The organism is Tamilnaduibacter salinus, from assembly GCF_003096655.1.
Classification (GTDB): domain Bacteria; phylum Pseudomonadota; class Gammaproteobacteria; order Pseudomonadales; family Oleiphilaceae; genus Tamilnaduibacter; species Tamilnaduibacter salinus.
The window spans coordinates 1-13,736 of the sequence record NZ_QEKQ01000007.1 but is presented as its reverse complement, the minus strand read 5'-3'; the positions used below and the strand labels follow the sequence as shown (position 1 = coordinate 13,736).

Sequence of the window (13,736 nt, the reverse complement as noted above, 5' to 3'; positions counted from 1 at the left end):
CCTACAGCCGGATTCGGCCGGTCAGCATGTCTTTGAGCATGACCCAGTCACCCATCAGGCTGTAGAGCGGGTAGGTGAAGGTGGCCGGCCGGTTCTTTTCAAAGACAAAGTGTCCAACCCACGCAAACCCGTATCCGATCACGGGCAGCAGGAGCAGATACGCCCACTGCAATGTGGCGATGGCGTATACCAGCACAGCAATGACCAAGAGACTCCCCACATAGTGCAGGCGCCGGCAGTTGGCATCGCTGTGCTCTTCGAGGTAATAGGGATAGAACTCTTTGAAACTCTGGAAACGACGCTGTTCTGTCATGGCGATAAACCAAATGATTCTTGTTATCATGTGTGCCGAGCTGTTCAACAATCGGCTTATGCTTTTGTCTAAGACTAACAGTATTGGAACCCCGTCACAATTCGGGCGACGGGTGCATTCAGCGCAGTAGGAGAACGACATGAGCGAGATTACGGGGGCCATACTCGGTCGGGCATCCGAGCCGCGTCTTCAGGCGCCGGCGCCGGGGAATGATGTACTGAACGAGGCGTTTGCCTGTGCCGCTCGCGCACCCGACCATGCGTTGCTGCGCCCATGGCGTTACCTGGTGATTGAGGGGGACGGGCTGGACGCGCTGGCGGACGTTCTGGCGCGTGCAGCCGATGACAGCGCCATGCCGAGCGAGGCGAAGTTACGCTCGATGCCGCGTCGGGCGCCGATGATCATCGCCGCCATCACCCGCCACCAGTCCCACCCCAAAGTGCCGGCGGTGGAAGAGACGCTATCTACCGGCTGCGGCGTTGCCTACCTGTTGCTGGCGCTGCAGGCCCATGGCTTTGCCGGCATGTGGCGCACCGGACCGGCCAACTACCACCCGGTGGTCCATGAGGGGCTCGGGCTCGCCGACAACGAAAGCCTCGCCGGCCTGATCTACGTTGGCACTCCCATCCAGCGCAAACCCGCCGTGCCACGGCCCGAATCCAACGAATTCGTCCAGCGCTGGCCGGCTCAAGGGATCTGAATTCGCCGCGGAATCCGCGGAACAACGCGGAATGAAAGAACATGGCCACGGAAAAACACGGAAAGACACGGAAAAGCCAATGTCTTTATTTTTTCTTTCCGTGTTCTTCTGTGTTTTTCCGTGGCTAATCTTCTTTTTTCCGCGTCCTTCCGCGGATTCCGCGGCGAAACCAAAAGAAATCGGTAACCCCTTGCCGCTTTTGCCACCTTCGGATCGCCGCCCGGCACGGCCGATTCACCCCGACCGCCCGGTTCACGGGCCGTTCCCCCCCGTTTCTAATTTCTGGCATGCGTTCTGCTTAGTCTCTCTCAGACCGACCAACAGAGAGTGGGTGAGGAACGGGCATGGCCATTTCATTCGACAAAGCGCTGGGCATTCGTGACGACGCGCTGATGTTGCACAGCCGTCGAGCAGAGGTGTTGGCCAACAACTTGGCCAATGCCGACACGCCCGGGTTTAAGGCCCGTGACATCGATTTTCGTGCCGCGCTCAGGGACGCTTCGGCCTCCCAGAGCGGCGCGGCCATGGAACGTACCCATGATCGCCACATGGCAACCGGCGGTGCCATGACCGAGCGGGCAGCACTGCTGTATCGCGTACCGCACCAGCCGTCCGTGGATGGCAATACCGTGGAAACCCAGCAGGAACAAGCCCGCTATACGCGCAACGCCATGGGGTTTCAGGCGAGCTTCCAGTTCCTGAGCAGTACATTTAAAGGTATGAGCGAGGCCCTGAAAGGCCAGTCTCAGTAACAACAGTGGGCGCCTGACCGGGCCCGCGTGAATGGAGACAGACATCATGTCCCTGGGCAACATCTTTGACATCGCCGGTTCCGGCATGACCGCACAGAGTCAGCGGCTGAACACCACCGCCTCCAATATCGCCAATGCGGAGACGGCCAGTTCAAGCATCGATCAGACCTATCGTGCGCGTAAGCCGGTGTTCTCCACCATCCAGCAGGACGCCCTGACTCAGGGGCAGGGCAGGGACACGCTGGGCACGCCCGGTCAGGACGCCGGCAAGGGCGTGCGGGTGGACGGCATCGTCGAAAGCGATGCGGAACTCAAGATGCGATACGAGCCCAACCATCCCGCCGCCAACGAGGAAGGCTACGTCTACTATCCGAACGTGAACGTGGTTGAGGAAATGGCGGACATGATGTCCTCCTCACGCAGCTTTCAGACCAACGTGGATGTGATGAACACCGCCAAATCCATGATGCAGCGGATTCTTACTCTGGGTCAGTAGTAAGCCGTCGGCAAGGAGTCATTTATGAACGATACCGGGGCAGTCAGTAACGCCAGCAGCATCCTGGACCAATTCCGCAATCAGACCCCGCAGTCCGGACAGGGGCAGGGCACTGACGAGCTGGGCCGCAGCGAATTCATGGACCTGATGCTGGCCCAGATGAAGAACCAGAACCCGCTGGAGCCGCAGAAGAACGGCGAGTTCATCGCCCAGCTGGCGCAATTCAGCTCGCTTGAACAGATGGAAAGCGTCTCCAGCAGTGTCGAACAACTGGCCGGCGAGTTCCGCTCCACCCAGGCGCTGCAGGCATCCGCCATGGTGGGTCAGTCGGTGCTGGTGCCATCCCAGAGCGGCCAATTGGGCCCGGACGGCAAGATGGACGGGGTGGTGAACGTGCCGGCGTCCACTTCCAGTCTTCGGCTGACAGTGGTCGACGAGTCGGGTGCGCAGGTCCGACAGCTGGATCTCGGGTCGGCCCAGGCTGGCCAGACAACCTTTGAATGGGATGGCAAGGACGGAGACGGCAATGCCATGCCGCCCGGCGCCTATGCCATCAAGGCAGAGGCCAGCTACCCCCAGGGCACTCAACAGCTCTCCACCATGATCAACGCCAATGTGGACAGCGTGTCGCTGGGCCAGAAAGGCGGTAAGGGTGTCACTCTCAATCTGGCCGGCATGGGGCAGGTAGCGCTCTCAGACGTTCAGCAAATCAAATAACCCGCACAGCGGAGTAAGGGGCGAGGTGTAACATGGCTTTCAATATCGGTCTCAGCGGGCTGCGGGCGTCCCAGGTGGATCTGGATGTCACCGGCAACAACATATCCAACGCCAGCACCGTCGGGTTCAAGGGAAGCGAAGCCCAGTTCGGGGATCTGTACGCCAGCGGCTTTCTCAGCTCCGGTAGCAACCCGATTGGCGATGGTGTGCGGGTTCAGGACGTTCAGCAGCAATTCGGCCAGGGCAACATACGGTTCACCGACAACGGTCTGGACATGGCCATCAACGGTGACGGTTTCTTTGTCCTGAACAATGACGGCGAAGTACGCTATTCCCGTGCCGGCCAATTCGGCATCGACAAGGACGGCTTCGTCACCAACAACCAGAACATGCGCGTCCAGGGCTTCCAGGCCGATGACGACGGCAATCTGAGCGGGGTCCGTGGTGACCTTCAGGTCGACAGCGACAACCTCGCGCCGCAACGGACCACGAACGTGGATTCGGACCTGAATCTGGATTCGAGGGAATCGGTGCTGGCGGAAAGCGGCTCGCGTTATGAAACCGACCAGCCCGCCCTGAATGCCCAGACCAATGCCCAGGAGCTGACGGTGACCTACCCGGACAGCACCACCCGCACGGTGGATATTGCCGCCGGGGCTTCTGCCCGCAGTATTGCCAACTCGCTCAGTCAGGAGGAGGACGTCAGTGCCACAGGGCGGACCGAGTCCGTACTTGACGGGACCAATGACGGCAATATTCTGCCAGGGGATATCCTGACGCTCCAGAATGTGGACTTCACCGTCCAGGCGACCGACGACAACGGCAACGCGTTGACTCAGCAAGAACAGCTCCAGCAGCTTGCTGATGACATTAACGGCTCGTCCCTGAGCAGCCTGAACGCCACCATCAACGGGGCGGGCGACCTGCGCATCATCTCCAGCCGGGGCGACACCCTGGGTTTCAGCTATGACAACTCGGGCGGTGGCGGCAGTCTGGAGTTCGACAGCGGTACGGCCGTCTCCGGCGACCCGAACAACCCGTCCGAGCAGGTCGGGGGCGTGAACATCACCCTGGGCCGAGACATTACGCTCGCGGCGACACCAGACACGGCGGGCGACGACACGATCCTCACGGGTGAGTCCCCGGATGGTTTTGTCACCAACACGTTCGACCCGACCGACCAGCGCACCTACAACCACGCCACCTCGTCCACGATCTACGACAGTCTGGGCAACCCCCATACGATGACGCAGTACTTCGTAAAGGAGCCGGCAACCGGGGTCAATCAGGGCAGTCCCTGGTCACTCTACGTACAGATCGATGGTCGGAACGTTGGTGACCCGGTAACACCGGGTGGCCAGCCGACCATGGCCCAGTACGACCTGCTGTTCAACGAGAACGGCACGTTAGAGAGCGTGGATGGCGACCCGGAAAACGAGATCCTCGTCTCCAACTGGGTGCCGGTGGACGAGAATGGCCAGCCCAACGGTGCGGATGGTCCCAGAACGGTGGCGGACGGCGGTCAGATTCCGATCCCCGAGCCCCCGGTCAGCTCTAACTTCTCAATTGATCTGCGTGACACGACCCAGTATGGCAGTGAGTTCGCGGTGAATGATCAGCAGCAAAACGGCTTCACCACAGGCCGGCTCTCTGGGCTGGACGTGTCCAACGAGGGCGTGTTGTTCGCCCGCTACTCGAACGGGCAGTCCCTGACATTGGGGCAGGTCGCCCTTGCGGGTTTCAACAACACCGAAGGCCTCTCTCCGGTCGGGGAGACCACCTGGGTGGAAACCTTCGAGTCCGGCCAGCCCATCGTTGGGGCTCCGGACAGTGGCACACTGGGGTCCATCAAGTCTTCGTCCGTTGAAGAATCCAACGTCGACCTGTCCGGCGAGCTGGTGAATCTGATCATTGCCCAGCGCAACTATCAGGCGAACGCCAAGACGATTGAAACCGCCGACTCGGTGACCCAGACCATCATCAACCTGCGTTAATGATCCGGCATCCCGGGGCCGCCGAGCCGGTCCCGGGGTTGCCTTCCTGCCTGAGTTTCCTCTCGAAATCCGGTTTGTCGTCGGTTTGGCACAGCTTCTGCATCTGTCGGGGTAACGCGTCAATAACCCGGCAGGAGATTACCGATGGACAAGATGCTGTATCTCGGCATGTCCGGCGCCAAACAGAACATGCTTGAGCAACAGTCGCATGCGAACAATCTGGCCAACGTCAGTACCACCGGGTTCAAGCGGGATTTCGCCCAGGCCCGGTCCATGCCGGTCTTTGGTCAGGGAAACCCCACGCGCGCCTATGCCATGACGGAAAACCCTGCCACGGACACCGCCGCCGGCCCACTGATGGAGACCGGCCGAAAGCTGGATGTCGCCATCAACGGTCCTGGCTGGCTGTCGGTCCAGACGCCCCAGGGCGACGAAGGCTTCACACGTGCCGGCAGCCTGCGCCTGGACGTCAACGGCATCCTCCGTAACGGCGAAGGCGACCCCGTGATGGGAAATGGCGGCCCGGTCGCGGTGCCTCCCTATGACGACATCCAGATCGGCAAGGACGGCACCGTCTCCATTGTGCCCAAGGGCGGCGGCGCGGGCGATCTGGTGGAAGTTGACCGGCTGAAACTCGTCAACCCGCCGCAGGGGTCGCTGGAGAAGGGGGTCGACGGTTACATGCGACGCAAACCGGACGCGGCGCTGGACGGTCCGGAGCCCCCCGATGCGGCCGTGCGTCTTGAGAATGGCTTTCTGGAAGGCTCCAACGTCAACGCGGTGGAAGAGATGATCGCGAATATGGAGTTGTCCCGTCAGTACGAAATGCAGGTGAAGGTCATGCAGACGGCCGACAGCAATTCCGAGGCGGCGGCACGACTGTTGCAGAACCTCTGATAATCGATGAATCACGGGCGTTCCCGGCGGCAAAAGCGGCAAACACTGGCCGCTCCGGGGACCGTCACAGGAGATGAGCTATGCATCCGGCACTCTGGGCAAGCAAGACCGGCCTGACGGCGATGGACACCAAGATGTCCACGATTTCCAACAACCTGTCGAACGTCAACACAACCGGCTTCAAGCGTGATCGCGCGATGTTCCAGGACCTGTTGTATCAGGTCCAGAAGCAGCCGGGCGGCTTCAACACCCAGAACTCGCAGCTGCCCTCGGGCCTGCAGCTCGGTACCGGTGTGCGCGTAGCGGGTACCGCGAAGCAGTTCACTCAGGGCAATCTGCAGGTCACCGAACAGTCGCTGGACATGGCCATCAACGGTCGTGGCTTCTTCCAGATCCAGATGCCCGACGGCACGACTGGCTACACCCGTGACGGCCAGTTCCAGTTGAACGCCAACGGCGATGTGGTCACCCCCAACGGCATGCCGCTGGAGCCGAACATTACCGTGCCTGAGGGCACGACCAATATCACCATCGGCAAGGACGGCACCGTTTCAGCCACCATCGATAACGAAGCCGACCCGGTGAACCTGGGCCAGATCACCACCGTGGATTTCGTGAATCCGCAGGGGCTGCGCGCGATCGGCGACAACCTTTACCGGGAGACCAACGCCAGCGGTGATCCCCAGGAAGGCGAACCCGGACTGGACGGCCTCGGCACAGTCGAGCAGGGCAGCATTGAGGCGTCCAATGTGGAAGTGGTGGAAGAGCTGGTGAACATGATTACCACCCAGCGGGCCTACGAGATGAACTCCAAGGTCGTCTCCACCACCGACCAGATGCTGCAGTTCCTGTCACAGAACGTGTGATAGCGGGCTGAACGGGTAGAACGGAGAGCCGTCATGAATCGATCCATCGCGACAACCGGTCTGATCCTGCTGCTGGCGGTCCTGCAGGGCTGCGCGGCGGTCAGTCGTCCGCGGGCAACGCCGGGTGATCCGGAGTACGCCCCGGTGATTGCGGATGCCATGATGCAGCGCGATCCGAACTCCGGCGCCATCTACCAGACCTCGCGCAACTTCAATCCCTATGGCGACACCGTGGCGCTGAACGTCGGCGACATTCTGACGGTGACGCTGCAGGAGAGCACCACCGCGTCCAAGAACGCCGAGAGCAGCGTCACCAAGGACAGTGAGGTCAACATCAACGAAGGCACCATTCTCGGTCTCGACGGGCTGAATCTCGGCACCAACCCCAATTTCGAGCGCGATTTTGAAGGTGCTGCGGAAGCGGACCAGAGCAACAGCCTGGCGGGCAGCATCACTGTGACCGTGACCAAGGTCTATCCCAACGGCGTTCTTCAGGTCCGTGGCGAGAAGTGGATCACGCTGACCAACGGCAAGGAATACATCCGTCTGACCGGTCTGGTGCGCCCGCAGGACATCACGCCGGAAAACACGGTGACGTCCACCCGCATCGCGGACGCCCGCATTGCCTATGGCGGCACTGGCGATTTTGACCAGGCCAACCGCATGGGCTGGCTGGCCCGTTTCTTCAACAGTGAGTGGTTCCCGTTATGAGCCGTGTCATCCGATATGCGATTGTTCTGGCCCTGTGCCTGCTCACCGCACCCGCGCTGGCGGACCGCCTGAAGGATCTGACCCGCGTTCAGGGCGTGCGTGACAACCAGCTCGTCGGCTACGGCCTTGTGGTGGGTCTGAGTGGCACCGGGGATTCCGCCCCGTTCACCAACCAGACCTTCAAGAACATGATGAGCCAGTTCGGCGTCACGCTGCCGCCCGGCACGGACCCGGACACGGAAAACATCGCCGCCGTCACCGTCACGGCCGATCTGCCGCCATTCGCCAAGCGGGGTCAGGAGATCGACATTACCGTCTCCTCCATCGGCAACGCCGAGAGTCTGCGTGGTGGCAGCCTGCTGATGACGCCGCTCAAGGGGGCGGACGGGCAGGTCTACGCCATGGCTCAGGGCAATCTGGTGGTCGGTGGCTTCGGCGCCTCGGGTGAGGATGGTTCGAGCATCACCGTCAACGTCCCGAGCGTCGGGCGGATTCCCGGCGGCGCCACCGTTGAGCAGGAAGTGACGTCGCCGTTCTCCCAGGGCGATACCATCACCCTCAACCTGCTGCGTCCGGACTTCACAACGGCCCGGCGCGTGGTGGAAACCATCAACGGCAAGCTGGGGCCGGACATGGCCTACGCCCAGGACGCGACCTCCGTCGCGGTGAAAGCGCCGCGGGATGCCTCCCAGCGCGTCAGCTTCCTCTCCGTACTGGAAAACCTGCAGGTGGAACCGGCGGACGAGGCGGCCAAAGTGGTCATCAACAGCCGCACCGGCACGATCGTGGTCGGCCAGGAAGTGAAGGTCAGTCCGGCGGCGGTCACCCACGGCAACCTCACCGTGGTGGTGGAAGAGAACCCGGAAGTGGAACAGCCGAATGCGCTGGCGGGCGGGGAAACCGCTGTGGAGCAGAACACCCAGATTCTGACTGAGCAGGAGCCGTCGCGCATGTTCAAGTTCGGCCCCGCCGTCACGCTCAACCAGATCGTCCAGGCGGTCAATCAGGTGGGCGCCGCGCCGGGGGATGTCATGGCAGTGCTGGAAGCACTCAAACAGTCCGGCGCGCTGCGCGCTGAGCTGATCGTCATCTAGGGGGCCTCATGCAGGATCCGCGACTGGAACAGGCATCGGTCTACACCGACCTCAACGGGCTGAACGCCATCAAACGCCAGGCCAACACGGACCGTCGTGCGGCGCTGGAGCAGGTGGCCAAGCAGTTCGAGGGGCTGTTCCTGTCCGAGATGATGAAGTCCATGCGCAAGGTCAACGACGTGTTTGCCGAGGGCAATTACCTGAACAGCCACCAGGGCGAGATGTATCAGGACATGTTCGACAAGCAGCTGACCCTGTCCATGAGCGACAGTGGCCGGTTCGGGCTGGCGGACAGCCTGGTGCGCCAGCTGAGCAAACAGGTCCCAGGAATGGATGCGAGCGGCGAGAAGCGCAGCACCCACAAGGGCTCGATTGCCGATTACTCGCGGGACCTGCCGTCGCTGACCCCGTCGCTGCCGGAGAAGGTCGAGCAGGTCGACGTCATGATGAAGCGCGACGCCGTTCCGGAAGAGCGTGCCGACCAGCCGCTGCCGAAGCGGTTTGAATCACCGGAGCAGTTTGTCGAATCACTGATGCCGCTGGCGAAAAAGGTCACGGCCGACAGTGACGTGAACCCGCAGGTCATGGTCGCCCAGGCCGCGCTCGAGACCGGCTGGGGCCGGCACATGATCGAGGGCCGGGCCGAGCAGCCCAGCCACAACCTGTTCGGCATCAAGGCAGACAACCGCTGGCAGGGGCCGTCGGTAGGCATCACCACGACTGAGTACCGCGAGGGCGTGCCGATGAAGGAGCAGGCGCAGTTCCGGGCCTATCCGGATTTTGAGGCCAGCTTTCGGGACTACCTTGGTTTCCTGGAGAACAACCCGCGCTACCGCGAGGCGCTGAACAGCGCGGACCGACCGGACGTGTTCGCCCAGCGCCTGCAGGAAGCCGGCTACGCGACGGACCCGGCCTACAGCGACAAGATTCAGCGGATCATGGGCAGCGACCCGTTCCGTGCGGTGACGGGCGATTCCCTGTCCCGGGTATCGGCCGACCCTGCGTCGGGAGAGAGGGAGTAACGACACATGGCGGGACTGATCAATATTGGCCTTTCCGGCATTCTGGGTCACCAGGCGGCGCTGAATACCACCGGTAACAACATCAGCAACGCCAACACCGACGGTTACAGCCGTCAGAGGGTCGACTTCGAAAGCAGCCCGGGCATGCGGACCGGTGCTGGCACGATCGGCACCGGCGTCAACATCAGCAACATTGAGCGCATCACCAACGAGTTCGTCACACAACAGGTGCGCACGGACACATCCCTGTCCAGCGAGCAGGAAGCGCTCAATACCGAGCTGTCCCGGCTCGACAACCTGCTCGGCGGTGAGAGCACCGGTCTGAACAGCGCGCTGAACAACTTCTTTTCCAGCCTCCAGAGCGCCGCGGAAGACCCGTCCGCGTTGCCCCAGCGCAAACTGGTACTGAGCGAGGCCAACGAGCTGGCCAGCCGCTTCCAGTCCCTGCAGACCGAGCTGCGTCAGCAACGGGACTCGGTGACCGGCCAGATGGCCAACGCTGCAAAAGATGTGAACTCCCTGATCGCCAGCGTGGCGGATCTTAACACCAAGATTTCTGAAACCCCGGGGCTGGCGCAGGGTGAGATGCCCAACAACCTGCTGGACCAGCGTGATGAAAAACTCCGCGAGCTGTCCGAGCTGGTGAAGATCAACGTCAGTCAGGCCGATGGCCAGCAGGTGAACGTGTCACTGACCGGCGGGCAGGCGCTTGTCGTCGGTGGCCGTGCGGCCAGTCTTGATACCGTGGAAAGCCAGTCCGACCCCAATCAACTCGACTTCCAGCTGCGCACCGGCAACCGGGTGGCGCGGGTCACCGAGCAGATTGTGGGCGGTACCATGGGCGGGCTGCGTACCTTCCAGGAACAGGCGCTGGAACCGGCCTTTGATGAGCTGGGTCGTGTTGCCATTGCCGTCTCCGAACAGGTGAACCACCAGCACGCGATCGGCATGGATCTGGAAGGGGATCTGGGTGGCAATCTGTTCACGGACATCAATAGCGAAGCCGTGCGCCTGAGCCGGGTCACCGCCGATAGCGGCAACGCCCCGCCGCAGGATGCGACCATTGGCGTCGAGATCACCGACAGCAACCAGCTCGACGGACGTTCCTACCAGCTGCGGTTCGGCGGCAACAATGGCAACAATTACGAGCTGATCGACCGCACCAGCGGAGAAGTGGTGAGCCAGGGCAGCCTGCCCAGCCCGCTGCCGGCAGAAATCGCGCAGGATGGCTTCAACGTGCAGATCGAGGAGGGCACCTTCCAGCAGGGCGACCGCTTCCTCATCCAGCCGACCAAGAACGCGGCGGCCAACATCGGCGTGGAAATCGAACGGGAACAGGATCTGGCGCTAGCCAGTCCGATCAAGGCCGAAGCCGATTCCGGCAATGCCGGCAACGGCGTGATCAATCAGGGCACCATGCTCAATGTGGACAATCCGCTGACCAACCAGCGGCTGGACTCATTCAGCCAGCAGGGCGAGCTCAACCCGCCGCTGATGATCCGCTTCTCGGACACCGAGAACTACGAGATTCTGGACGCCTCCGACCCGAACAACCCGCAGTCGTTCGTGCCGCCACAGACCGGCAGTTTCGAGCCCGGGCGCCCGAACGAGATCTTCACCGAGGACCCGACCGATCCCAACTACCGCGGGTTCCAGTTCGCCATCAATGGCAACCCGGAAGCCAACGACACCTTTCTGATCAACTACAACGGGGACGGCACGTCGGACAACCGCAACGCGCAGCTCCTCGGTGGTCTGGGCACGAAGGACACCATGAACAACGGCAACCAGAACTTCTCGGAAGCGTACGGCGGCCTGGTGGAGACCGTTGGTGTTCAGAGCCGTCAGAGCAATCTGGATCTGGAAGCCGGCAAGGCCCTGCTCGAGCAGTCCACCAATCAGGAACAGTCGATTTCCGGTGTGAACCTCGACGAGGAAGCCGGGCGCCTGATCCAGTACCAGAATGCCTACAGCGCCAATGCCCGCGTGATGAGCGTGGCGCAGGAACTGTTCAATACCCTGCTGGGCACCTTCCAGTAAGTGGCCCGGTCAGGCGGTAACAAGGGCGGAGACTCGTCATCATGATGCGCATATCCACACAACAGGTTTTTTCCGGCGGCCTCAACCGGCTGCAGGATCTCAACACCAGCCTGAACCAGACGCAGCAGCAGGTGTCGTCCGGCAAGCGCGTGCTCAACCCGTCGGACGACCCGGTGGCCGCCGCCCGCATCCTCAAGCTGAACCAGGAAGTCTCGCAGATCGACCAGTTCAAGCGCGCCACCGATCTGGCGCAGAATCGCCTGGAACAGGAGGAGGCGACACTCGGCGAGATGGTCGATTCGCTCCAGCGCGTGCGCGAGCTGACGGTGCAGGCCGGCAACGGCACGCTGTCCCCGGACGATCGCGCCTCGGTGGCGGCCGAACTGCGCGAAAAGGTGGAGCAGATGGCCTCCATCGCCAACACCCGGGATGCCTCGGGCGAGTATATCTTCAGCGGCTTCAAGGGCGAGACCCAGGCCTTCGCCCGTAACGTCTCCGGCGACTGGGTCTACCAGGGCGACGAGGGGCAGCGCCAGCTTGAGATCGACGAGGGCGTGAAGGTGCCCATCAACGACACCGGCAAGAGACTGTTCGTCGACGTGCCGACGGACCAGCCCAGCTTCACCACATCCGCGAGCCCGAACAATACCTCTGGCGCCACCATTACCTCGGGCATGGTGTTGGATCAGGACATCTACAACAGCTTCTACAACGCCAATAACGAAGACCTGGTCGTGGACATCTACGACAACGGCGGCATCACCGAATACGGCATCCGCCGCCAGTCCACCAGCCCGTCATCACCGCCCGTCCCCGGTGACTATCTGGACAGCGGCACCTACACCAGTGGCGACAGCATCCAGTTCCAGGGCATCCAGTTCGAAATCAGTGGCGCGCAGGTCGGTGACCGTTTCGAGGTGAACACCGCCGAGAAGCAGTCCATGTTCGCCACGGTTGAGAAGCTGATCTACGGCCTGGAAAATCAGACCAAAACGCCAGCCGAGGCGACCATTCCCGCCGCGTCGTACGTGGGTGAGGCGGACGACACCCTGACCATCAACGGCGTGAGCTTCACCGGCAACACAACGCTGGCGGGCATTCGCGATGCCATCAACACCAGCAACGACGACGCCCTGGAAAAAGTCGAAGCCAGCCTCGACAGCAGCGGCAACCTGCAGATTGTTTCCCAGGCAGGCGACCTGAGCTTTTCCGCCAACGACGGCGGCACCGGCACCGGGCAGATCCAGGTGCAGGGCGCCAAGTTCGAGGACCTGGACCTCCAGAACGGCCCCACCAGCGCCACCGTTGGCAGCGGCCAGCAGGCGTACGACGAATTGATCGCCAACTCGCTGAAGAACCTCGACAACGCCCAGTCCAGCATCCTCCAGGTGCAGACCGACCTGGGCGGCCGGCTCAACGCCGTCGACTCCACCCGCGAGTTCCTGACGGACTCCTCCGTCTTCACCGAGGAAATCCGCTCCAAGTTGCAGGACGTGGACTACGCCGAGGCCATCAGTGAACTCAGCTTCCAAAGCTTCGTCCTCCAGGCGGCCCAGCAGTCGTTCGCGCAGACGAGCCAGCTATCCCTGTTCGACAGCATCTAGGGGGCCTTTGAGAAAGCCCCGCGGGATACGCCGTTTTGACCTCTGTCGCGTGATCGGTATAATCCCGATTCCTCCCTGCCGGGGTGGTGAAACTGGTAGACACGCGAGACTCAAAATCTCGTGCTCTTACGAGCGTGTGGGTTCGAGTCCCACCCCCGGCACCACTTGATTCCCCGTATTTTATCGTCCTCCCGGATTCCCTGGGGCGACTGCGTTTGTTACCTGTAAGCCCAAAAACGACCCCCTGCTACGATGCTGGCTGGCCATACAGTCGTATTGTGTGAGCAAAAACGAGAACTCAAGCGAATACGTGGCAGCGCAGGGCGTTATCGGCTAAGGTGTTGGCGTTGTTGAGGTTATTGGTTGGGGTGGTCTGTGGATAAAGTGGAGTTATCTAGAGCTCAAGTTTATCCAATATTGCTGAGCTCGATCTAAGGAACCTCTGAATAACCGGGCTTGAACACCGATTCCCGGTCTCTATCCGGAGATGAGCCGATTTCAGCGATAAATCCCCAGTCTATTTGTTCATC

General features: G+C 61.7%; 13 protein-coding genes and 1 tRNA gene. 13 read left to right on the top strand and 1 reads right to left on the bottom strand.

What is annotated here, in order from left to right:
* Window position 1 precedes the first annotated feature (1 nt).
* Window positions 2-313, bottom strand: coding sequence for an Mpo1-like protein (locus C8D92_RS11045; RefSeq protein ID WP_095611722.1), 312 nt, complete (start codon window positions 311-313; stop codon window positions 2-4).
* Window positions 314-452: 139 nt separating this feature from the next.
* On the opposite strand from C8D92_RS11045, the gene C8D92_RS11040 reads away from it, so the two are divergent.
* The 13 genes from C8D92_RS11040 to C8D92_RS10980 all read left to right on the top strand — a co-directional run bounded on the left by C8D92_RS11040 (window position 453) and on the right by C8D92_RS10980 (window position 13,370).
* The gene (locus tag C8D92_RS11040; RefSeq protein WP_095611723.1) at window positions 453-1,013 is read left to right on the top strand and encodes a nitroreductase family protein; all 561 of its coding nucleotides are present in this window, start codon (window positions 453-455) and stop codon (window positions 1,011-1,013) included.
* A 344-nt stretch (window positions 1,014-1,357) separates the two neighbouring features.
* Window positions 1,358-1,765, top strand: coding sequence for a flagellar basal body rod protein FlgB (flgB, locus tag C8D92_RS11035; RefSeq protein ID WP_095610710.1), 408 nt, complete (start codon window positions 1,358-1,360; stop codon window positions 1,763-1,765).
* A gap of 46 nt (window positions 1,766-1,811) precedes the next feature.
* Entirely contained in the window at window positions 1,812-2,261 is a 450-nt protein-coding gene (gene flgC / locus C8D92_RS11030) for a flagellar basal body rod protein FlgC (protein ID WP_095610711.1), read from the top strand.
* 24 nt (window positions 2,262-2,285) lie between these two features.
* Window positions 2,286-2,978 carry a flagellar hook assembly protein FlgD gene (locus C8D92_RS11025; RefSeq protein ID WP_095610712.1) on the top strand — a complete coding sequence of 231 codons (693 nt, stop codon included), beginning with the start codon at window positions 2,286-2,288 and terminating at the stop codon, window positions 2,976-2,978.
* 32 nt (window positions 2,979-3,010) lie between these two features.
* Window positions 3,011-4,972 carry a flagellar hook protein FlgE gene (locus C8D92_RS11020; protein ID WP_095610713.1) on the top strand — a complete coding sequence of 654 codons (1,962 nt, stop codon included), beginning with the start codon at window positions 3,011-3,013 and terminating at the stop codon, window positions 4,970-4,972.
* 144 nt (window positions 4,973-5,116) lie between these two features.
* A complete protein-coding gene (locus C8D92_RS11015; protein ID WP_095610714.1) occupies window positions 5,117-5,869 on the top strand; it encodes a flagellar basal body rod protein FlgF in 753 nt (250 codons plus the stop codon).
* 80 nt (window positions 5,870-5,949) lie between these two features.
* Entirely contained in the window at window positions 5,950-6,735 is a 786-nt protein-coding gene (gene flgG / locus C8D92_RS11010; RefSeq protein WP_095610715.1) for a flagellar basal-body rod protein FlgG, read from the top strand.
* A gap of 33 nt (window positions 6,736-6,768) precedes the next feature.
* The gene (gene flgH / locus C8D92_RS11005) at window positions 6,769-7,446 is read left to right on the top strand and encodes a flagellar basal body L-ring protein FlgH (RefSeq protein WP_095610716.1); all 678 of its coding nucleotides are present in this window, start codon (window positions 6,769-6,771) and stop codon (window positions 7,444-7,446) included.
* Complete coding sequence (locus C8D92_RS11000; RefSeq protein ID WP_095610717.1) at window positions 7,443-8,540, top strand: flagellar basal body P-ring protein FlgI; 1,098 nt, start codon at window positions 7,443-7,445, stop codon at window positions 8,538-8,540. The genes flgH and C8D92_RS11000 overlap by 4 nt, the downstream gene beginning before the upstream one ends.
* 8 nt (window positions 8,541-8,548) lie before the next feature.
* The gene (flgJ, locus tag C8D92_RS10995; protein WP_116919400.1) at window positions 8,549-9,562 is read left to right on the top strand and encodes a flagellar assembly peptidoglycan hydrolase FlgJ; all 1,014 of its coding nucleotides are present in this window, start codon (window positions 8,549-8,551) and stop codon (window positions 9,560-9,562) included.
* A gap of 6 nt (window positions 9,563-9,568) precedes the next feature.
* Entirely contained in the window at window positions 9,569-11,602 is a 2,034-nt protein-coding gene (flgK, locus tag C8D92_RS10990) for a flagellar hook-associated protein FlgK (RefSeq protein ID WP_116919399.1), read from the top strand.
* Between the two features lie 41 nt (window positions 11,603-11,643).
* Complete coding sequence (gene flgL, locus C8D92_RS10985) at window positions 11,644-13,206, top strand: flagellar hook-associated protein FlgL (RefSeq protein WP_116919398.1); 1,563 nt, start codon at window positions 11,644-11,646, stop codon at window positions 13,204-13,206.
* 77 nt (window positions 13,207-13,283) lie between these two features.
* Window positions 13,284-13,370: transfer RNA gene (locus C8D92_RS10980), tRNA-Leu, on the top strand.
* Window positions 13,371-13,736 lie beyond the last annotated feature (366 nt).